We start from the raw sequence: 20,911 nt of genomic DNA, 5'->3' as shown, positions 1-20,911 counted from the left end.
GCTCAGCCCTTCATCAGATTGACGTCCTCAACCGCGATCGAGCCGCGGTTGCGGAAATAGACCACCAGGATGGCGAGACCGATCGCGGCTTCAGCGGCAGCGACGGTGAGCACCAGAAGCGCGAAGACCTGGCCGACGATGTCGCCGAGGAAGGTCGAGAACGCGACGAGGTTGATGTTGACCGAGAGCAGGATCAGCTCGATCGACATCAGGATGACGATGATGTTCTTGCGGTTCAGGAAGATGCCGAGGATGCCGAGCGTGAACAGGATCGCGCCGACCGCCAGATAATGTCCGAGCCCGATCGTCATTTCACCCACTCCGCCGCATCGGCATCCGAGAGCCCCTGCCCCGGCGCCACCTTGCGCATCGCCATCGCCATGTCGGGCGTGCGCGCGTTCTGAACGTTGATGTCCTGCCGCTTCACGCTCGCCTTGTGCCGCAGCGTCAGCACGATGGCGCCGATCATGGCGACCAGCAGCACCATGCCCGAGAGCTGGAAGTAGTGGATGTACTTCGTATAGAGCACCAGACCCAGCGCCTCGGTGTTCGAGACGTTGGTCGGGATCGCCGCCGTGATCGTCTTGGCGACGCCGGGATTGATGACCCAGAAGCCGACGGTGAGCAGCAGCTCGAACAGGAAGATGCCGCCGATCACGAGGCCGACCGGCAGGTACTCGATGAAGCCCTCGCGCAGCTCGGTGAAGTCCACATCGAGCATCATGATCACGAACAGGAACAGCACCGCGACCGCGCCGACATAGACGACGATCAGGATCATCGCCAGGAATTCGGCGCCCATCAGCACGAACAGGCCGGAGGCGTTGACGAAGGCCAGGATCAGGTACAGCACGGAGTGCACGGGATTGCGCGAGACAATCACCATCACGGCCGAGGCGACGCAGATGCCGGCGAAGAGATAGAAGAACAGCGCGGGAAGGATCATGCCCTCACCTCACCGGTACGGCGCGTCGAGCTCGATCGCTTTCGCGATCTCGCGTTCCCAGCGGTCGCCGTTGGCGAGCAGCTTGGCCTTGTCATAGAACAGTTCCTCGCGGGTCTCGGTCGCGAACTCGAAGTTCGGACCTTCGACGATGGCGTCGACCGGACAGGCCTCCTGGCAGAGGCCGCAATAGATGCACTTCACCATGTCGATGTCGTAGCGCACGGTGCGGCGGGTGCCGTCGTTGCGACGCGGGCCGGCCTCGATGGTGATGGCCTGCGCCGGGCAGACCGCTTCGCAGAGCTTGCAGGCGATGCAGCGCTCTTCGCCGTTCGGATAGCGGCGCAGCGCATGCTCGCCGCGGAAGCGCGGCGAGATCGGGCCCTTCTCGAACGGATAGTTCAGCGTCGGCTTCGGCTGGAAGAAATAGCGCATGGCGAGGAAGAACGCCGAGACGAATTCCGACAGCAGAAGCGAACGTGCAGTGGCGTTGACGTTGATACCCATGACGGCCCTCACTTCGGCGCGATGCCGGCGAAATGCAGCACGCCGGCCACTACGACCACCATCGCCAGCGACAGCGGCAGGAACACCTTCCAGCCGAGGCGCATCAGTTGGTCGTAGCGGTAGCGCGGCACGATCGCCTTTGCCATCGCGAACAGGAAGAACATGAAGAAGACTTTGAGCGAGAACCAGATGATCCCCGGCACCCAGTTGAAGGGCGGCAGGTCGACCGGCGGCAGCCAGCCTCCGAGGAACAGGATCGTCGCCATCGCGCACATCGTGACGATCGCAACATACTCGCCGAGCATGAACAGCAGATACGGGGTCGAGCCGTACTCGACCATGAAGCCGGCGACGAGCTCGGATTCGGCTTCCACGAGGTCGAACGGCGGGCGGTTGGTTTCCGCCAGCGCCGAGACGTAGAAGATCACGAACATCGGGAACAGCGGCCAGACGTACCAGTTCAGGATCGTGAGCTGCGGCAGCCCGATCAGGCTGGCAAGGCCGCGGGCATGCTGGGCCTCGACAACGGCCGACAGGTTCAGCGTGCCGGCGCAGAGCAGCACCGTGATGATGACGAAGCCGATCGAGACTTCATAAGACACCATCTGCGCCGCCGAGCGCAGCGCGGCCAGGAACGGGTACTTCGAGTTCGACGACCAGCCGGCCATGATGATGCCGTAGATCGACAGCGACGAGATCGCGAAGATGAAGAGGATGCCGACATTGATGTCGGAGATCACCCAGCCGAGATTGGTCGGGATCACCGCCCAGGCCGCGAGCGCGAGCACGCAGGACACCAGCGGCGCCAGCAGGAAGACGCCCTTGTTGGCGCCGGCCGGGATGATCGGCTCCTTCAGCACGAACTTCAGAAGGTCCGCGAAGGATTGCAGCAGACCCCAGGGACCGACCACGTTCGGGCCGCGCCGGATCTGCACCGCCGCCCAGATCTTGCGGTCGGCGAGCAGGATGTAGGCGATCGCGACCAGGAGGACGACGAGCACCAAGACGCTCTCCGCGACCATGATGATCAGCGGCCAGAGGAAACCGGTCCAGAATGCGCTTTCGAAGAATTCCATCAGATCACGCTCACTCCGCTGCGGTCAGCATGTGCCCGGAGGCGAGGCGCGAGCATTCCGCCATCACGGCGGACGCACGCGCGATTGGGTTGGTCAAATAGAAGTCCTCGACCAGCGGCTTGAACGGTGCCTTCTCGGGCGAACCGCCCTTCCCCGCGAGCTTCTTGATCTGGTCGGCCGAGCCGGCCTCGATCTGGTCGAGACGGATCAAATGCGGCACGGACTTGAAGATCGCCTGGCGCAGCGCCGAAAGCGAGTCATAGCCGAGCTTCTTGCCGAGCGCTTCCGACAGCGCGCGGACGATCGCCCAGTCCTCGCGGGCTTCGCCCGGCGGGAACGCGGCGCGGCCCGTCATCTGCACGCGGCCCTCGGTGTTGACGTAGATCGCCGACTTCTCGGTGTAGGCGGCCGCCGGCAGGATCACGTCGGCGCGGTGCGCGCCGCGGTCGCCATGGGTGCCGATATAGACGACGAAGGTACCGTCAGGCGCGTTGATCTCGTCGGCGCCGAGCAGGAACAGCAAATCGAGCGTGCCGAACGTCGTCATCTGCGCGGCGTTCAGGCCGCCGCCGGTTGCGGAGAAGCCGATATCGAGCGCACCGACGCGCGAGGCGCTCTCGTGCAGCACGCCAAAGCCGTTCCAGCCGTCCTTGACCGCACCGACGTCGAGCGCGAGCTTGGCGGCGCTGGCGAGAATGGCGGCGCCGTCGTGACGCGAAGCCGCGCCCGCGCCGACCAGGATGATCGGATTCTTGGCGTTCTTCAGCACGTCCATGAAGGAGTGCTTGCCGGCCGCGAGCTCACCGAGCGTCTCGGTGCCCGCGCCGAGGTGATCGTAGTCGTAGGTCAGATCGACCTTGGCCCCGATCACGCCGACCTTGAAGCCGCCGGCGCGCCAGCGCTTGCGGATGCGGGCGTTGAACACCGCCGCCTCTTTCCGCGGGTTGGCGCCGATGATGAGCAGCGCATCCGCCTGCTCCACACCCACCAGGGTCGGGTTGAAGATGTAGGAGCTGCGGCCGAGCGCGGGGTCGAAGGCGTCGCCACCCTGCACCGCCATATTGGTCGAGCCGAACTTGGCGAGCAGATCCTTCAGCGCGAACATCTCCTCGACGCCGGCGAGATCGCCCGCGATCGCGCCGATGCGCTTGCCGTCGGTGCGCGCCGCCTTCGCGGCGATCGCGGCAAAGGCTTCGGTCCAGCTCGCCGCGCGCAGCTTGCCGGCTTCACGGATATAGGGCCGGTCCAGGCGCTGGGTGCGCAGGCCGTCGACGACGTGGCGGGTCTTGTCGGAGATCCACTCCTCGTTCACGGCCTCGTTGATGCGCGGCAGCACGCGCATCACCTCACGGCCGCGGGTGTCGACGCGGATCGCCGAGCCGACGCCGTCCATGACGTCGATCGACTGCGTCTTGCCGAGCTCCCAAGGGCGCGCCGCGAAGGCGTAGGGCTTCGAGGTCAGCGCGCCGACCGGGCAGATGTCGACGAGATTGCCCTGCAGTTCCGAGGTCAGCGCGTGCTGGAGATAGGTCGTGATCTCCATGTCCTCGCCGCGCCCGGTGGCGCCCATCTCGGGCGCGCCGGCAACTTCCGCCGAGAAGCGGACGCAGCGCGTGCACTGGATGCAGCGGTTCATCGAGGTCTTGACCAGCGCGCCGAGATATTTGTCCTCGACCGCGCGCTTGTTCTCGGCGAAGCGGCTGGTGTCGACACCATAGCCCATCGCCTGGTCCTGCAGGTCGCACTCGCCGCCCTGGTCGCAGATCGGGCAGTCCAGCGGGTGATTGATGAGAAGGAATTCCATCACGCCTTCGCGTGCCTTCTTCACCATCGGCGAACGCGTGGAGATTTCCGGCGGCTCGCCCTTCGGGCCCGGGCGGCAGTCGCGCACGCCCCAGGCGCAGCTCGCGACCGGCTTGGGGCCGCCCTTCACTTCGACGAGGCACATCCGGCAATTGCCGGCGATCGACAGCCGCTCGTGATAGCAGAAGCGCGGAATCTCGGCGCCGGCCGCCTCGCACGCCTGAAGCAGCGTGTATTCGGCGGGGACATCGATCTCTTTGCCGTCGATGATGAGCTTGGTCATGTCTCTCACTCCGCCGCGACCATGTTCACGGGATCGCGGACGCCGATATCGTCGATGTCGGACTTGTGCGAATATTCGTCGATGCGCGCTTCGATCTCATGACGGAAATGCGCGATCAGGCCCTGGATCGGCCATGCCGCCGCGTCGCCGAGCGCGCAGATGGTGTGGCCTTCGACCTGTTTCGTCACTTCGAGGAGCATGTCGATCTCGCGCTTATGCGCGCGGCCCTCGGCCATGCGGGTCAGCACGCGCCACATCCAGCCGGTGCCCTCGCGGCACGGCGTGCACTGGCCGCAGCTCTCGTGCTTGTAGAAATAGGAGATGCGGGCGATGGCGCGGATCAGATCGGTCGACTTGTCCATCACGATCACGGCCGCGGTGCCGAGGCCCGAGCGCAGCTTGCTCAGGCTGTCGAAATCCATCGGCGTGTCGATGATCTGCTCGGCCGGCACCATGCGCACCGACGAGCCGCCGGGGATCACGGCCTTGAGGTTGTCCCAGCCGCCGCGGATGCCGCCGCAATGCTTGTCGATCAGCTCACGGAACGGAATGCCCATGGCCTCTTCGACGTTGCAGGGCCGCTCGACATGGCCGGAGATGCAGAAGAGCTTGGTGCCGACATTGTTCGGACGGCCGATGCCGGCGAACCACGCGGCGCCGCGGCGCAGGATGTCGGGCGCAACGGCGATGGACTCGACGTTGTTGACGGTGGTCGGGCAGCCGAACAGGCCGACATTGGCCGGGAACGGCGGCTTCAGGCGCGGCTGGCCCTTCTTGCCTTCGAGGCTTTCGAGCAGCGCGGTCTCTTCGCCGCAGATGTAAGCGCCGGCGCCGTGCGCGACGTAGATGTCGAACGGCCAGCCGTTGACGTTGTCCTTGCCGACCAGCTTGGCCTCATAGGCCTGGTCGATCGCGGCCTGGAGATGCTCGCGCTCGCGGATGAATTCACCGCGGACATAGATGTAGCAGGCATGCGCGTTCATCGCGCAGCTCGCGATCAGGCAGCCCTCGATCAGGAGATGCGGATCGTGCCGCATGATCTCGCGATCCTTGCAGGTGCCGGGCTCGGACTCGTCGGCGTTGACGACCAGATAGCTCGGCCGGCCGTCGGTCGATTCCTTCGGCATGAACGACCATTTCAGGCCGGTCGGGAAGCCGGCGCCGCCGCGGCCGCGCAGGCCCGACGCCTTCATCTCGTTGATGATCCAGTCGCGGCCCTTGTCGATGATGTTCTTGGTGCCATCCCAGGCGCCACGGCGCCGCGCACCCTCGAGCCCCCAATCGTGGAGGCCGTAGAGGTTCTTGAAGATGCGGTCCTTGTCCTCGAGCATATCAGTGCTTTCCGATCAACGAATGGTCTGCTTGTAGGCAAGTCCGGCGGCGCAGACGGCGAAGGTCAGCGCCCAGAGCAGACTGGATTCCAGCGACGCGTTCAGGCTGAAACGCTGCAGCAGGAAAATGAAAGCGGCCGCCACGGCGGCGTGCAACGCGATGAAGCCCCACTTCTTCATGGCACCACTCTCCTGCACCGAAGGCTGCGAGAGACCACGCATCAGGTGCTCTCCTTCAGCGTGGTCGGCCCCGTGATCGGCGCCGAGAACTGGCGGCCGTTCTGCGGACCGGGCTTGGGCGGATTGCCCGAAGCGAAACCGTCGAGCACCTTGCCGAAGCTTTCCTTGGTCAGGTCCTCATAAGTGTCCTTGCCGATCAGCACCATCGGCGCGTTCACGCAGGCACCGAGGCACTCGACCTCCTCCCAGCTGAAATTGCCGTCCTTGGACAGGTGGAAGGGCTCGTGATGGATGCGGTGCTCGCAGACGTGGATCAGATCCTCGGCGCCGCGCAGCCGGCACGGCGTGGTGCCGCAGACCTGGACGTGGGCCTTCTTGCCGACGGGGGCGAGCTGGAACATCGTGTAGAAGGTCGCAACTTCCAGCACGCGGATATAGGGCATGTCGAGCATGTCGGCGATGACGCGGATCGCGGCTTCGGAGACCCAGCCGTCGTGCTGCTCCTGCGCGCGCCAGAGGATGGCGATGACGGCGGAGGCCTGGCGTCCCGCCGGATATTTCGCGATCTGCTGCTTGGCGAACGCGAGGTTCTCCTCCGTGAACGCAAAGCTCGCGGGCTGGACTTCCTTCGGTGCTAATCGGCGAACGGACATCTCTTCAATCTCTCACTGCATGCGGCGCGCTGTTTTCGCATTCAGGGCTTCGATCCTGTCCTGCCAAAATGCGCTTGCGGTGCCGAAAACGTTGTAGCCGACGTGGGTCGAGACCTTGATGCGGTCGAGGATCGACAGCTCGGTCACGGTCTCCATCCGGTTGCTGCGCGGATCGAACACGATCAGCTTCAGCGGGGTCTGCTCGAGGATGAAGCGCGACACCGCATGAGAGCGGTCGCTGCCGTGCTCCTCGCACATGATGACGCTGTCGGCCTGGAGCAGACGCGCGCCGCCCTTGATCGCCTCGATCTCGACGCCCTCGACGTCGAGCTTGATCAGGTACTTGCCGGCGCTTGCGACCTTGCCGTCCTCGATCAGATTGTCGAGAGCGATGACCGGCACCTCCTCACCGCCCGCGGAGGGATCGCCGGCGATGCTGAAGGCCTCGTGCTTGGTGCCTGACAGACGCGCGGTGCCGCGGCTGGCGCCGATCGCGCATTTCATGGTCTCGAAGCGATTGCCGTTGACGCGGGCATTGTTGGCGAGCTTCGGATAGTTCTGCCCCGACGGCTCGATCGCGATCGCCTTGTGCGAGCCGAACGGCCTGCTCGACACCAGCACCGACCAATAGCCGTAATTGGCGCCGCAATCGAGCAGCGTGTAGTCGACGTCGACGGAATCGGCGAACAGCAGCTCGAGCTCGTCCTCGTAATTGTACGAGCGGTTGAGCAGCTTGCTCCAATAGCCGTCGCCGTAAGGGAATTCGAACACGGCGTCGGGATTGAGCCTGATCGCGATGTTGCGCTCGGGCAGCGTCTTCCGCAGCAAATTCGCGCAGGCGATGTAGCCCATGTGCGAGAAGTGCGACGAGATCTTCGATCCCGTCACCAGCGCCAAGGCAGCCGTCCGCTCCCACAGGTTGGCCCCTTCAAGGGCCCCCGAAGCGCGGTCAAACTGGATTGGCGCCTGCTGCCCCATTACCGATCGACCTCTCCGAACACGATGTCGAGCGAGCCGAGGATCGCCGAGACGTCGGCGAGCAGATGGCCGCGGCAGATGTGATCCATCGCCTGCAGATGCGCAAAGCCCGGCGCGCGGATCTTGCACTTATAGGGCTTGTTGGTGCCGTCGGAGATCAGATAGACGCCGAACTCGCCCTTCGGCGCCTCGACCGCGGCATAGACTTCGCCGGCCGGCACGTGGACGCCTTCGGTGTAGAGCTTGAAGTGGTGGATCAGCGCTTCCATCGAGCGCTTCATCTCGCCACGGCGCGGCGGCGCGACCTTGTTGTCCTCGACGACGACGGGGCCCTTGCCTTCAGGGGTGTTCAGCTTCTGAATGCACTGCTTCATGATGCGGATGGACTGCCGCATCTCTTCCATGCGGATCAGATAGCGGTCGTAGCAGTCGCCGTTCTTGCCGATCGGAATGTCGAAATCCATCTCGGCGTAGCATTCATAAGGCTGCGACTTGCGCAGGTCCCAGGCCGCGCCCGAGCCGCGCACCATCACGCCGGAGAAGCCCCACTCCCAGGCTTCCTTCAGCGGCACCACGCCGATATCGACGTTGCGCTGCTTGAAGATGCGGTTGGCGGTGAGAAGACGGTCGAGGTCGTCCACGACCTTCAGGAACGGATCGCACCAGGCCTCGATGTCGTCGACCAGCTTCTGCGGCAGGTCCTGATGCACGCCGCCGACGCGGAAGAAGGCCGCGTGCATACGGCTGCCCGAGGCGCGCTCGTAGAACACCATCAGCTTCTCGCGCTCTTCAAAGCCCCACAGCGGCGGGGTCAGCGCGCCGACGTCCATCGCCTGCGTGGTGACGTTGAGCAGATGCGACAGGATGCGGCCGATCTCGCAATAGAGCACACGGATGAGCTGGCCGCGGCGCGGCACCTCGATGCCGAGCAGCTTTTCAGCCGCCATGCAGAAGGCGTGCTCCTGGTTCATCGGCGCGACGTAGTCGAGCCGATCGAAATACGGGATCGCCTGGAGATAGGTCTTCTGCTCGATCAGTTTTTCGGTGCCGCGATGCAAGAGACCAATGTGGGGGTCGACGCGCGCGACCACCTCACCATCCAATTCGAGCACGAGTCGCAGCACGCCGTGCGCGGCCGGATGCTGCGGACCGAAATTGATGGTGAAATTGCGAAGCTGTTCGGGTTGCTCGTTCATGATCAGACCTTCGGTCCCGCTTTTTCGTCTCCCGGAAGGACCGGATAATCGGCTCCCTCCCACGGAGACAAAAAGTCGAACTTGCGGAATTCCTGGTTGAGCCGGACGGGCTCGTACACCACCCGCTTCTCCTGGTCGTCGTAACGAACCTCGACGAAACCGGTGGTCGGAAAGTCCTTGCGCAGCGGGTGGCCCTCGAAACCGTAATCGGTGAGGATGCGGCGCATGTCGGGATGGCCGACGAAGAACACGCCGTAGAGGTCGTAGGCCTCGCGCTCGAACCAGTCGGCGCCGGGGAACACCTCGATCAGCGACGGCACCTGGGTGGTCTCATCGGCCTGGGCCTTGAGCCGGATCCGCGCGTTCAGGGTCGGGGACAGGAAGTGATAGATCACGTCGAAGCGCTTCTCGCGCGACGGGTAGTCCGCGGCCGTGATGTCGGTGAAGTTGATGAAGCGGCAGTTCGGGTCGTCGCGGAGGTACTTGACCACCTCGACGATCTTGCTGGCCTCGACATCAACCGTCAGCTGGTTGAAGGCCACCGAATGACCGATGGCGGCGCCCGGAAGCGCGCTAACGATCGTCTGCCCCAGGGCGTCGAGCTTGGCGTCGTCCATGACGTAAAACCTTAGCGTTCGATGGTGCCGGTGCGCCGGATCTTCTTCTGCAGCAGCAGCACGCCGTAAAGCAGCGCTTCCGCCGTGGGCGGGCAGCCCGGCACATAGATGTCGATCGGCACGATGCGGTCGCAGCCGCGCACGACCGAGTAGGAATAGTGATAATAGCCGCCGCCATTGGCGCAGGAGCCCATCGAGATGACGTAGCGCGGCTCGGGCATCTGGTCGTAGACCTTGCGCAAAGCCGGCGCCATCTTGTTGGTCAAGGTGCCTGCAACGATCATCACGTCGGACTGGCGCGGCGAGGCACGCGGCGCGAAGCCGAAGCGCTCGACGTCGTAGCGCGGCATCGACACCTGCATCATCTCGACCGCACAGCAGGCGAGACCGAAGGTCATCCACATCAGGGAGCCGGTACGGGCCCAGGTGATGAGGTCGTCGGTCGCGGCCACGAAGAAGCCCTTGTCGGACAGCTCGGAGTTGACCTCGAGGAAGAACGGATCATTGGCTCCGACCGGCTTGCCGGTCGACGGATCCAGGATGCCCTTGGGGGCCGGCGCGATAGCCGGACCTGTGGACGACACGGGGTTCAATCCCATTCGAGTGCTCCCTTCTTCCATTCATAGGCGAACCCGACCGTCAGCACGGCGAGGAACACCACCATGGACCAGAAGCCGGTCGCGCCAAGCTTGCCGAACGCCACCGCCCAGGGAAACAGAAACGCCACCTCGAGATCGAAGATGATGAAGAGGATGGCGACCAGATAAAAGCGGACGTCGAACTTCATGCGCGCGTCGTCGAAGGCGTTGAAACCGCACTCATACGCCGACAGCTTCTCCGGGTCCGGCTGCTGGAACGCCACGACGAAGGGCGCGATCAGCAGCACGAGGCCAATGAGGCCCGCTACCCCTATAAAGACGACGAGTGGAAGATAGTTCTGCAGAATGCCGCTCATTGGCGAGCCCTTTTTCCCGCAGCCTCGGGACAGCCACGGATTCGTCCGATTTGGAATTATTCTGAGCCTTAGCGCAGTGCACCAATGGGCGCAAGACACGCTCTTTTTAGGCCCTTTGCCGCCCCCAGAACGGTGAAAATCCCGGAATCACCCCGCGCTGGTATGGAGCAGATCGCAAGGCCCAGCAAGGGCGGCCACCGTTTTGCAAGGCCGTGGTTCTGAGATTGCCGGCGTACGGGCCAGAGCAGCTCTTTGCCGCGCATTGCCCGAGAAAAGCCGCCGGTTTTCTGGTGCGGCAGCGCACCCAAACCGAGGCGCGGCCGCCGTCAGCCGCCCCAGACTGTCACCCCGGCGACATATAGCCGACCGTTCCCCGGAACAGCGCGGCCGGAAGGCCGGTGATCGTCGCCGCCCGCGAGGCAGGACAGGTGCAGCAAAGATACCTATCCACAGGCGCAAGTGATCAGACGAGCCATGCATCGCGGCGGGACCGGGCCTGCCTGCTGCGAAGACAGCACCGACTTGCGATATATTGCAGCCCGACCGGTCGCGAGCGCGGCGAGCGGCGACGTGGAGGGCCGTCGCGCGCGCCGCGCTCCGATGAGCTTCGGGCTGGGGGGCATAGCCCGGGTGCTCATCTATCTCGTGGTGGAGGACCGGCGTCAGCCGCCCTCACCTGTCCTCACCATTTGTAGGAAACGCTAGCGGTGACGCGCCGGCGGTCGCCGTAGAAGCAGGACGTCGGGAACGAACAGCTCGCGACATAGATCTTGTCGGTCAGGTTGATCACGTTCAGCGCCGTCCGCCAGTTCTGCCATTCGTAATGGAGTGCGAGATCGCCGAGCACGACTGCGGGAACCTCGAGGGTGTTGGCCGGGTCAGCCCAGGATGAGCCGACGTAGCGCACGCCGCCGCCAAAACCGAAGCCTTCGAGCGGCCCGTCCTTGAAGGTGTAGTCCGCCCAGCCCGAGACCAGCAGCTGGGGCGTGTTGGTCGGCGTCTTGCCGACCAGCGACGGATCGAGGTCCCGGCTGTTGAAGAGATGATAGGCGGTGAAGGCGCCGATCAGTTTGAGTTCCCTGGTGGCATTGGCCACCGCTTCGAGCTCGATGCCGCGCGAGGTCACCTCGCCGGTCTGGTTCAGCAAAATCGGCGTCCCCGCTGTCGTCGCGACGTTCTGGCGCTTCAGGTCGAAAACCGAGGCCGTGAAATAGCCGTCGAATCCCTTCGGTGCGACCTTCACGCCGATCTCGGTCTGCTGCCCGGTCTCCGGCAGGAAGAGCTGGTTGCTGGCGTTGAGACCGATGACCGGATTGTAGCTCGTGGCATAGGAGACATAGGGCGCGATGCCGTTGTCGAAATTGTAGATCAGCCCGGCCCGCCCGCTGAACTTGCTGTCGTCGCGGCTGGCGACGCTGGCCCCGGTGTCGCGCGCTTCCTGCGTCGTCTCGACCCAATCGTTGCGGCCGCTCAGCACCAGCGTGAAGTTGCCGAGCTTCATCTGATCCTGGAGGTAGGTACCCGCCTGCTTCTGCGTGATCAGGAAGTTGCGGAACGGAGCGCCCGTCAGCGGAATGCTGAGGCCATAGACGGGATTGAAGACATTGACCGAAGGGACGGTGCCGAAGTTGAAGTTCTGGTAGTCGTCGATCTGGTAGCCCTTGAGATCGACGCCGAACAGCATCGTGTGCCTGACGGGACCGGTGTTGAAGCGATATTCCAGCTGGTTGTCGAGATTGGCCTGGTTGGCGGTGTTCTTCGCATACCAATTATAACGGCCCATCGTCGCCGTGTTGATGTTGTCCCAGCCGTTCCCGATGAAGCCGCGATAGGTCAGATCGATATGCGCGAACCGCGCATTCTGCCGGAACGTGAGGTCATCGGTGAGATTGCGCTCGAACTGGTAACCGAGCATCTCCTGCTCGCGCGTGAACTTGTCGACATTGGGATCGCCGACGAAGAAGCTGGTCGGGATCTTGCCGAACGGCGCGTTCGTCACCGTGCCCTGGTAGGGCAGGAAGTTGATGCCCCTCGTGTCAGTCTTCGAGGCCGATGCGAGAACCGTGAAGCTCGTGTCGGCATCCGGCTTCCACGTGAAGGACGGCGCGATGAAGTAGTTGTTGTCAGGCGTGAAGTCGACCTGCGTGCCGCCGTTCCTGATCTCGCCGACGACGCGATAGAACAGCTTGCCGTCCTGCGGCTGGGTCGCGATCGGCCCGCCGACATCGAAGCCGACATAAGCGTTGCCGAAATTGTTGACGCCGGTCTCGATGTAGCGGATCGGCTCGGCTGGCGGCATCTTGCTGATGACGTTGACGATGCCGCTCGGGCTCGATCCGCCGTAGAGCACCGCGGACGGACCGCGCAGCACCTCGACGCGCTCCATGTTGGACGGCGGCAGCCGCCAGCTCGCATAGGAGGTGTAGAACAGCTGCATGCCGTCGAGGAACAGTCCGATGTCGTCGGACTTGAAGCCGCGGATCAGCCACCAGTCGTTGCGCGTGTCGGCACCGAAGGTGCCGGCGCGCACTCCGGCGGTGTAGCGCAGCACTTCGTCGAGCTTGTTCGGCTTCTGGTCGCGGATCTGCTCGGCGCCGATCACGGACACCGATTGCGGCGTCTGCATGATCGGCGTGTTGGTCTTGGTGCCGGACGAACTGCGGCCCGCGACGTAGCCGTTCACCGGGCCGCGCGGCGTCTCGACGAAGCCGACATCGCGCTGCTGCGGCGGCCTGTTCCTGTTGGCGGTCTGCTCCGACGACCGCGGCGCACGGCGCTGAGGAGTCGTGGCGGCGCGGCGGCGCGTTTCCGGCGCGGTGACGGTCACCGACGGCAGGTTCGTTGCGCCACTCTGCGCGGACGATTGTGCAAGCGATGCCTGCGGCACCAAGACCAAAGCGGAAGCGGTCGCCAATACGGCCGACCGCAGCATTCCCAGACTGTTCAACGCGCCACCCCGAAGCTGCATGTTCGATGCGTCATGCCGCCTGTCCCCGGACGGCATGCGCTCAACGGCGACGCTTATGTGAGGGCGCGAAAATTCCCTAATTGAAAACTTCTTAGAAGGACTCTTAGAAGCGATCCAACATGTCGCGATCGAGAGAGCGCGGCGAGATCAGCGTGAGTTCTTCTCGCTCTCGAGCATCTCGGCTGCGATCGCCGTGAGCCGATCGACTTGACCCAGCAGCGTGTGGAACTCGGCTTCGCTCAGATCTTCCAGCAGGCGCCGGTTGCGCTCCTGCGCGCCGTCGACGATCGCATCATGCGCTGCAAGGCCCGCCGCCGTCAGAGAGATCAGCACTTCGCGGCTATCTTTCGGATTTGCCGATTTTGCGATCAGCTTGCGCGAGAGCAGATTGGCCAGCGCGCGGCTGATTTGTCCCTTGTCCTGACCGACGGCTTCGGCAAGCCGCGCCACGCTCATCGGCGGCCGGCGGCCGAGCGAGGCGACAAGACCGAACTCGACCGAGGACAATCCGGTGAGGCGCTTGTAGCGCAGGATCGCACCGCGCTTGAGCAGATTGGCAAGCACCATCAGTCGCGACGACAGCATCACGGTGATCGGGGCCGACGGTTCGCTCTCGTCTGCGGGCGACGTCGCCCCGCCCCTGCTCTCGATCTGGCTCATGATCCACCTCTGCCAAGAAAGTCCGAGCCTGCCAAGCCCGAGCCTGCCAAGCCCCGCCGGCCGCCTCATCCAATGCGACTAAGAGGCATTTGGAAGATCGTTGACATTGTCATCGAATTATCTTTCACTGGATCCAAGGCATCGAAAAGGCCCGGCCATCACGGCCAAAGCGGGAGGACCGGCATGACCATCACCCAGCGGGATCGTGATCTCGGCACGGCCTATGCGATGAAGCCGGCGCACACGCGCACCGAGCTCACCTCGGTCGTGCGCGGCACGCCGATGGGCGAGCTGCTGCGGCGCTACTGGCACCCGGTCGGGCTCATCAGTGACGCCACCGACACACCGAAGAAAGTGCGCGCACTGGGCGAGGATCTGGTGCTGTTCCGCGACAAGCATGGCCGCGCCGGCCTCTTGCACGCCCGCTGCTGCCACCGCGGCACCACGCTCTACTATGGCAAGGTCGAGGATGACGGCATCCGCTGCTGCTATCACGGCTGGAAGTTCGACACCGAGGGCCACTGCCTGGAGCAGCCCTGCGAGCTCGACGGCGGCCAGTTCAAGGACAAGGTGCGCCAGCCCTGGTATCCGGTCGAGGAACGCTACGGACTGATCTTCGCCTATATGGGCCCGGCCGAGAAACGCCCGGTGCTGCCGGCTTACGAATGCCTGGAGACAATGGACGACGGCGAGCTGGTCGAAGCCGATGATTCCTCGATCGGCGGCGGTGGCCCCGCCATCATCCCCTGCAACTGGCTGCAGCATTTCGAGAACGTGGTCGATCCCTATCACGTGCCGGTGCTGCACGGCTCGTTCTCGGGCCCGCAATTCACCAACATGATGGCGTCGATCCCGGAGGTGACGTTCGAGAAATCGCCGCGCGGCGTCCTCGTCCGCTCCGAGCGCAAGCAGGACGACGGCAAGGTGTTCTATCGCGTCAGCGAGGCCGCGCTGCCGACGCTGCGCGTCGTGCCGAACCCGCGCGTCGCGCAGTTCGCCCGCGTCGAGTCGATCGGCTGGGTGCTTCCGATCGACGATGGCTCCTTCCGGATCTATGTCGCCGGCCGCGTCAAGGCTCCCGGCGACATCAGCCGCATGCGCTCGAAATTCAACGGCAAGTTCTGGTGGGACATGACCGAGCAAGAGCACCAGCAATTCCCCGGCGATTACGAGGCCCAGGTCGGCCAGGGCGAGGTCACCGTTCATTCCGAGGAGCATTTCGGCCAGAGCGACCGCGGCATCCTGTTGATCCGGCGCATGCTGAGCGACCAGCTCGATGCGCTCGCCGCCGGCCGCGATCCGATCGGCGTCTCGTTCGATGCCGGCGCGCCTCCGGTCGCATTCGAAGCGGGGAATTACATCCGCGAAGGCTGATCTACCAGCTCCACGAAGGGCTGGACCGACAACGATAACAAAGACAAATTGGGGGAAGCGATGGTCGATGTGACGTCACAGATGTCGGTGCAAACGGCTGCCGCGGCCAAGCCCCCGGCGCGGCGCTATTACGTGCTGGGGCTGCTCACCATCATCTACGCGCTGAACTTCCTCGACCGCACGATCTTCAACGTGCTGATCGAGCCGATCAAAAAGGAGTTCGCCCTCAGCGACACCATGATGGGCCTGCTCGCGGGCTTCGGCTTCGCACTGTTCTATTCCCTGCTCGGCATTCCCATCGCGCGCATCGCCGACCGGCTCAACCGCCGCAACATCGTCGCTGTCGCCTTTGCGTTCTGGAGCGCGATGACTGCGCTGTGCGGCGCGGCCACCAGCGTAACCTCGCTGGCGCTGGCGCGCATCGGCGTCGGCGTCGGCGAATCCGCGGGCTCGCCGGCCTCGCAATCGATCGTCGCCGACCTCTTCGCCAAGAACGAGCGTCCACGCGCCCTCGGCATCTACGCTATCGGCACCTATCTCGGCGTCTTCCTCGGCTATTTCATCGGCGGCTACGTCAACCAGCACTATGGCTGGCGGATGGCCTTCTACGTCGCCGGCCTGCCCGGCATCCTGCTCGCACTGGTGCTGTGGCTGACGATCTCCGAGCCGAAGCGCGGCGCGATGCAGGAGAGTTTCGTGCCCGAGCCGCTCGGGCCGACGCTGCGCTTCCTCGTCTCGCAGCGAAGCTTCATCATCGTCCTGATCGGCTTCTGCCTCACCACCTACACCAACTACGCGACCGCGGCCTGGATTCCGCCGTTCCTCGCCCGCGTGCACCATCTGTCGAGCGCCGAGATCGGCACCTATGCTGGCACCTTCAAAGGCCTTGCCGGCATGGCCGGCACCCTGCTCGGCGGCTTCGTCGTGGCGCAAGTGAGCCGCCGCGACGACCGCTGGAAGCTGTGGGCGCCCGCGATCACCTCGGCCCTCGCTGGCCCCGTGTTCGCGCTCTGCATGCTGACGCAGGATTTCGCGATGATGGTTGCCATGCTGGCGCTGACCTCGTTCCTGGTCGGCTTCCATCTGGGGCCGATCTTCGCGATCGCGCAGACGGTGGCCAAGCCCAGCATGCGGGCGCTGGCCTCCGCGCTGATCGCGCTCACCGCGACCTGCTTCGGCCAGGGCGTCGGCCCGCTCGCTGTCGGCGTGGTCAACGACGCGCTGAAGGGCAGTTATGGCACCGAAGCCGTGCGCTATTCCCTGCTCTCGGCGGCGGTCACGACCACGCTCGGCGCCCTGCTCTTCATCTGGGCGGCGCGCTCGATCCGGGCCGATATCGACCGGGCGGCGGCCTGAGACCTTTTCCGGCCGTAAGCCCGGCGAAACCCAGCGGGCGTATTAATGAAACCATTTTGCGGAACCCGCGAAACCATCCGGAAACAGATGGTCCTTAAGACATGAGCCCATAGACGGCGGCAAAGCCCGTCGGGAGGCTCAGATGAACCACTCCATTCACTCTGCTGATCGTGCGACCCACCTGAAGATCGTGGTGGTGGCGCTGGTTGCCGGCATCGTGGTCGCCGGCTTCGGCATCGCGGCCCGCACCAATGCCGATTACAGCCAGACCGCCCAGTCCACCCACGTGATCAAGGCCGGCAAGCCGGTGGTGGTGACGAGCGCGGGCACGTCCGAGATTCGCTGATACGTCCTCTTCCGGGCTGACCGATGGCCGCCTCCGGGCGGCCTTTTTCGTTTTCCAGAGCAATGCTTAGCCGAGATACACCGTGCCAGCGCAACGTCCTTGACTTCACTCAGCCCCGCCTTTAAGTCCCCCCTCGTTCCGCGCGCGTTCAGCGAACCACGCGGGAGTAGCTCAGTTGGTTAGAGCGCCGGCCTGTCACGCCGGAGGTCGCGGGTTCGAGCCCCGTCTCTCGCGCCATTTTGGCAATCCCTTCATAGTCTTAGCTTGAACTCCTTCAGGGCCGTCGCAGCTGCGGCGAGCCGTGGACGACGTTCGTCCGGCCGGACCCGCGGCGGTGTCAGCCGCGCCCGAATCGTCTAGGTCTCAAAGGACTTAGAGGGATCCCCACGCATTCTCGGCTTTTCCAGGGAGGCCCTGTCATTGGACAACCGAGGAGGCCAGTCATGGCTAAGAAGGATTCGGCCAAGAAGGATTCGGCGAAGAAGGCAGCCGCTCCCGCCACCATCACGCTCAAGCAGCTCGCCGCCGATATCGCCGAGAGCCAGGATCTGTCGAAAAAGCGCGCCGAGGCGGTCCTGACCGACATGGTCGATTTGATCGCCAAGCACCTCAAGAAGGGCGACCGGGTCCGCATCGTCGGGCTCGGCATCCTCCAGGTCCGCAAGCGCGCCGCCCGCACCGGCCGCAATCCCGCCACCGGCGAGCCGATCCACATCAAGGCCAGCAAGAAGGTCACCTTCCGTCCGGTCAAGGAACTGAAAGAGGCGATCTGAGGCTACCTTTCGTTAAGCCTGATCCCACCTCCTTCCTGCCGCAACGCGGCCCGCTTTTCTGGTATACCGGCTGCTTCCCTGACCCCGGCGGTTTGACCAGAAATGTCCTCCCTCACCTTTTCGCATACCGTGACCGAGCGCTTCCTGCGCTACGTCACCATCGACACCCAGTCTGATCCGGACTCCCCTCACTCGCCCTCGACCGAGAAGCAGAAGGATCTCGGCCGCGTGCTCGCCGCCGAGCTGAAGGCCATGGGCGTCGCGGACGCGCATCTCGACGATTACGGCTACGTCTACGGAACGATCCCGGCCAACACCGACAAGAAGGTGCCGGTGATCTGCTTCTGCTCCCACATGGACACCTCGCCCGACGTCACCGGCAAGGACGTCAAGCCGCAAGTTCTGAAGAACTATCGCGGCGGTGACATCACCCTGCCGGGCGACACCAGCCAGGTGATCCGCTTCGCCGAGCACCCCGCGCTGAAGAACCAGATCGGCAACGACATCATCACCACCGACGGCACGACGCTGCTGGGTGCCGACAACAAGGCGGGCGTCGCCGAGATCATGGATGCCGCGCACTTCTTCATCAACAATCCCGATGTGAAGCACGGCACCATCAAGATCCTGTTCACGCCGGACGAAGAGATCGGCCGCGGCGTCGACAATGTCGACCTGAAGAAGCTCGGTGCCGATTTCGGCTACACCATGGACGGCGAAAGCGCCGGCTGCGTCGAGGACGAGACCTTCTCGGCCGACGGCGCCACCATCACCATCAACGGCGTCAGCGCCCATCCCGGCTACGCCAAGGGCAAGATGGAGCATGCGATCAAGATCGCGGCCGCCATCGTCGAGCGGCTGCCGAAGGAAGGCTGCTCGCCGGAGACGACCTCGGGCAAGCAGGGCTTTCTGCATCCGATCGGCATCGAGGGCGCGCTGGAGCAGGCGACGCTCTCCTTCATCGTCCGCGACTTCACCGAGGAAGGACTGAAGGAGAAGGAGGTCCTGCTCGAGACCATCGTCAAGGACGTGATGAAGGACTATCCGCGCTCGACCTACACGTTCGAGGTGCGGGAGCAGTACCGCAACATGAAGCAGGTGATCGACCGTCACCCGCACATCCTCGAATACGCCATCGAGGCGATCCGCCGCGCCGGCCTGCGGCCGATGCGCACCGCGATCCGCGGCGGCACCGACGGCTCCCGCCTGTCCTTCATGGGCCTGCCCTGCCCCAACATCTTTGCCGGCGAGCACGCGTTTCATTCGCGGCTCGAATGGGTCAGCCGGCAGGACATGGAAAAAGCCGTCCAGACTATCGTGCATCTGGCGATGATCTGGGAAGAGAAGGCCTGAAGCTTCGTGCAGGCGTCCGTTATGGCCGGGCTTGCGCCCGGCCATTTGTTTTGGAGCCTACGGCACCGGCATTGCGCGCGGATTGCGGTGGAAGCGATTTGAGCTCGCCATCCAGTTCGGCAACGGCTCTCCGTCACGATGCCGTCCGCCAGCGACAGCCGCAGCCCAAGCCACCGCGGCGCCGATCAGGGTCGCGGCTGCGACCGAGAAAGCCACGATGATCGCGTTGCGCCGCGCGCGGTTGATGGCCGTCTTCGAGTCTGCGATCAACACATCGACGCGCCGTTCGGCGTCAGGGGCCGCCAGTCCCGTTACTGCGGCAACCTGCTGCACGAGGTAGGTCCGGTCATCGGCGCTGACGCCGCTGTGGCTGGATGACGTCATGAGGACACGCCCCGCTTCGGCGCGGGCTTCCCTCAGATCCGTGTTTGGCGCGCGGCGGGGCGCGCGGAACAGCTTGTCGAGCTCATAGCTCAGCAGAGGCTCAGCCGCGGAGGTATTGCTCGCCGAGCTGCGCATCGGCGAACGGTCGATCGCAGCAGCGCCAAGAAGCGCCAGCAGAGCTGCGCCAGCCAGCACGGCCAATGCCCAGGCGGTCAGGCCATGCAGCCCGTCGCGCCGCTCGCCATCATCCTCGATCGTTGCAAGCGCAGGCGCCGGGCGGGTTGTCCGCCCTGTGATGTAGCCGCCGAAGCCGAAGCTGATGATCGCCTGGATGATCAGATAGAGCCCGGAGAGCAGCGCCAGCGCCGCCGAGGCATCGCGCCAAGTCGGCGAGGCCGAACTGACACCCAGGCCGACCGCAACACCGAAGCCGACCAGAATGAACGACATTGCGCCGGCGGCGAGAGCGCCTGCGAGCACCGAGCTCCACTGGATGGTCCGGCGGTCGTCGACAGCCGTCGCACCGCCCTCCATCATGTTGTCGCGTACGAGGGTTTCCATTGCCGTTCTCTCAGCGCAGGCCGAAGAACGACAGGATCGCCATGACCACGACGATCAAGCCGATGAGATAAATCAGTCCGTCCATAGTCCCGTCCTCCTCAGTTTCTCCTGCTCGCTAAATCGCGAGGTATGAGGAACGTTCCTAATTCGGCATCAATCGCGGAACGAACCGGCAAGACGGGCGTTGCCTGCTCGAGTCCCAAGGATGAAGATTGTGAGCACGAAGGCCTCAGCCGGTCAGCCCCGGGCTGGGGCCTTCCTTTTGCGCTTCCTGTCCCATGTTAGCGACGCCTGCTCTGCGATCCCAAAGGATGCGGACCGGGGTGGAAGGTCCGGACCGGGGAGAGCCACGTGGATCGCAGAACGGCGTGCCTTCATCAGGCAGATGCATTTCGGGAAAAGGCGATCGCCGATCCCGAGCAGCACGACAGATGGATCGATGAAGCCATCAAATGGCTGGAGCAGGCGATGGAAGCCGGCCGGTGCGCAATCGCATCAGCCGACGCCGGCAACACCGGCGATGTTCCAGAGGTGGCATGCGAAGCGGCAGCCGACGCTCAACTGGGCCTGATCACGCGCCAATGAGGAGCGCGCTGGCGTCTGCGGCCAGCACT

The 20,911-nt window shown here is 64.4% G+C and carries 22 protein-coding genes and 1 tRNA gene; 7 read left to right on the top strand and 16 right to left on the bottom strand.

All coding sequences use genetic code 11. The features are described 5' to 3' along the window. Positions 1-2: 2 nt before the first annotated feature. The 15 genes from nuoK to AABA84_RS13500 all read right to left on the bottom strand — a co-directional run bounded on the left by nuoK (position 3) and on the right by AABA84_RS13500 (position 14,150). A complete protein-coding gene (nuoK, locus tag AABA84_RS13570) occupies positions 3-311 on the bottom strand; it encodes an NADH-quinone oxidoreductase subunit NuoK (protein ID WP_008547737.1) in 309 nt (102 codons plus the stop codon). Next, complete coding sequence (locus AABA84_RS13565; protein ID WP_338312275.1) at positions 308-946, bottom strand: NADH-quinone oxidoreductase subunit J; 639 nt, start codon at positions 944-946, stop codon at positions 308-310. Before AABA84_RS13565 ends, nuoK begins: the two co-directional genes overlap by 4 nt. A 9-nt stretch (positions 947-955) precedes the next feature. Continuing rightward, a complete protein-coding gene (nuoI, locus tag AABA84_RS13560) occupies positions 956-1,450 on the bottom strand; it encodes an NADH-quinone oxidoreductase subunit NuoI (protein WP_191093171.1) in 495 nt (164 codons plus the stop codon). Positions 1,451-1,458: 8 nt separating this feature from the next. Continuing rightward, entirely contained in the window at positions 1,459-2,526 is a 1,068-nt protein-coding gene (nuoH, locus tag AABA84_RS13555; protein ID WP_212250844.1) for an NADH-quinone oxidoreductase subunit NuoH, read from the bottom strand. A gap of 10 nt (positions 2,527-2,536) precedes the next feature. Then, a complete protein-coding gene (gene nuoG / locus AABA84_RS13550) occupies positions 2,537-4,612 on the bottom strand; it encodes an NADH-quinone oxidoreductase subunit NuoG (protein ID WP_338307935.1) in 2,076 nt (691 codons plus the stop codon). Between the two features lie 5 nt (positions 4,613-4,617). Then, positions 4,618-5,943 (bottom strand): NADH-quinone oxidoreductase subunit NuoF, encoded by a 1,326-nt coding sequence (gene nuoF, locus AABA84_RS13545; RefSeq protein ID WP_338312274.1) that lies wholly within the window; start codon positions 5,941-5,943, stop codon positions 4,618-4,620. Between the two features lie 15 nt (positions 5,944-5,958). After that, positions 5,959-6,165, bottom strand: coding sequence for a hypothetical protein (locus tag AABA84_RS13540; RefSeq protein WP_338307933.1), 207 nt, complete (start codon positions 6,163-6,165; stop codon positions 5,959-5,961). Continuing rightward, on the bottom strand, positions 6,165-6,776 hold the full coding sequence (gene nuoE / locus AABA84_RS13535) for an NADH-quinone oxidoreductase subunit NuoE (protein ID WP_018320144.1): 612 nt from the start codon (positions 6,774-6,776) through the stop codon (positions 6,165-6,167). The genes AABA84_RS13540 and nuoE overlap by 1 nt, the downstream gene beginning before the upstream one ends. A gap of 12 nt (positions 6,777-6,788) precedes the next feature. Continuing rightward, positions 6,789-7,754, bottom strand: coding sequence for an FkbM family methyltransferase (locus tag AABA84_RS13530; protein ID WP_212250836.1), 966 nt, complete (start codon positions 7,752-7,754; stop codon positions 6,789-6,791). Continuing rightward, entirely contained in the window at positions 7,754-8,950 is a 1,197-nt protein-coding gene (locus tag AABA84_RS13525; protein WP_212250834.1) for an NADH-quinone oxidoreductase subunit D, read from the bottom strand. The genes AABA84_RS13530 and AABA84_RS13525 overlap by 1 nt, the downstream gene beginning before the upstream one ends. 2 nt (positions 8,951-8,952) lie before the next feature. Beyond that, positions 8,953-9,567: an NADH-quinone oxidoreductase subunit C gene (locus tag AABA84_RS13520; protein WP_028141456.1), complete on the bottom strand. Its 615-nt coding sequence runs from the start codon at positions 9,565-9,567 to the stop codon at positions 8,953-8,955. Between the two features lie 11 nt (positions 9,568-9,578). Next, entirely contained in the window at positions 9,579-10,166 is a 588-nt protein-coding gene (locus tag AABA84_RS13515; protein WP_212250832.1) for a NuoB/complex I 20 kDa subunit family protein, read from the bottom strand. Then, positions 10,157-10,522 carry an NADH-quinone oxidoreductase subunit A gene (locus AABA84_RS13510; protein ID WP_018320139.1) on the bottom strand — a complete coding sequence of 122 codons (366 nt, stop codon included), beginning with the start codon at positions 10,520-10,522 and terminating at the stop codon, positions 10,157-10,159. The genes AABA84_RS13515 and AABA84_RS13510 overlap by 10 nt, the downstream gene beginning before the upstream one ends. Before the next feature lie 682 nt (positions 10,523-11,204). After that, positions 11,205-13,454 carry a TonB-dependent siderophore receptor gene (locus AABA84_RS13505; RefSeq protein WP_338307932.1) on the bottom strand — a complete coding sequence of 750 codons (2,250 nt, stop codon included), beginning with the start codon at positions 13,452-13,454 and terminating at the stop codon, positions 11,205-11,207. A gap of 183 nt (positions 13,455-13,637) precedes the next feature. Continuing rightward, positions 13,638-14,150, bottom strand: coding sequence for a MarR family winged helix-turn-helix transcriptional regulator (locus AABA84_RS13500; RefSeq protein ID WP_212250828.1), 513 nt, complete (start codon positions 14,148-14,150; stop codon positions 13,638-13,640). Between the two features lie 183 nt (positions 14,151-14,333). Between AABA84_RS13500 and AABA84_RS13495 the strand changes: the two genes are divergently transcribed. From AABA84_RS13495 to pepT, 6 genes are all read left to right on the top strand, one after another. Next, entirely contained in the window at positions 14,334-15,524 is a 1,191-nt protein-coding gene (locus AABA84_RS13495) for an aromatic ring-hydroxylating dioxygenase subunit alpha (RefSeq protein WP_212250826.1), read from the top strand. A 60-nt stretch (positions 15,525-15,584) separates the two neighbouring features. Beyond that, a complete protein-coding gene (locus tag AABA84_RS13490) occupies positions 15,585-16,880 on the top strand; it encodes a spinster family MFS transporter (protein WP_212250824.1) in 1,296 nt (431 codons plus the stop codon). Positions 16,881-17,022: 142 nt separating this feature from the next. Then, on the top strand, positions 17,023-17,226 hold the full coding sequence (locus tag AABA84_RS13485) for a hypothetical protein (protein WP_212250822.1): 204 nt from the start codon (positions 17,023-17,025) through the stop codon (positions 17,224-17,226). Positions 17,227-17,386: 160 nt separating this feature from the next. Next, positions 17,387-17,463 (top strand) — tRNA-Asp (locus AABA84_RS13480). Positions 17,464-17,669: 206 nt separating this feature from the next. Further along, positions 17,670-17,999, top strand: coding sequence for an HU family DNA-binding protein (locus AABA84_RS13475; RefSeq protein ID WP_212250820.1), 330 nt, complete (start codon positions 17,670-17,672; stop codon positions 17,997-17,999). A gap of 102 nt (positions 18,000-18,101) precedes the next feature. Continuing rightward, positions 18,102-19,352, top strand: coding sequence for a peptidase T (gene pepT / locus AABA84_RS13470; RefSeq protein WP_212250818.1), 1,251 nt, complete (start codon positions 18,102-18,104; stop codon positions 19,350-19,352). A 57-nt stretch (positions 19,353-19,409) separates the two neighbouring features. Here pepT and AABA84_RS13465 read toward each other — a convergent pair whose 3' ends face one another. Beyond that, a complete protein-coding gene (locus AABA84_RS13465) occupies positions 19,410-20,297 on the bottom strand; it encodes a hypothetical protein (protein ID WP_212250817.1) in 888 nt (295 codons plus the stop codon). A gap of 351 nt (positions 20,298-20,648) precedes the next feature. Between AABA84_RS13465 and AABA84_RS13460 the strand changes: the two genes are divergently transcribed. Beyond that, entirely contained in the window at positions 20,649-20,882 is a 234-nt protein-coding gene (locus AABA84_RS13460) for a hypothetical protein (protein WP_338307928.1), read from the top strand. Positions 20,883-20,911 lie beyond the last annotated feature (29 nt).

Source organism: Bradyrhizobium sp. TM239, from assembly GCF_036247985.1.
GTDB classification, from domain to species: domain Bacteria; phylum Pseudomonadota; class Alphaproteobacteria; order Rhizobiales; family Xanthobacteraceae; genus Bradyrhizobium; species Bradyrhizobium ottawaense.
This window is presented reverse-complemented; position numbering and strand designations above follow the sequence as displayed.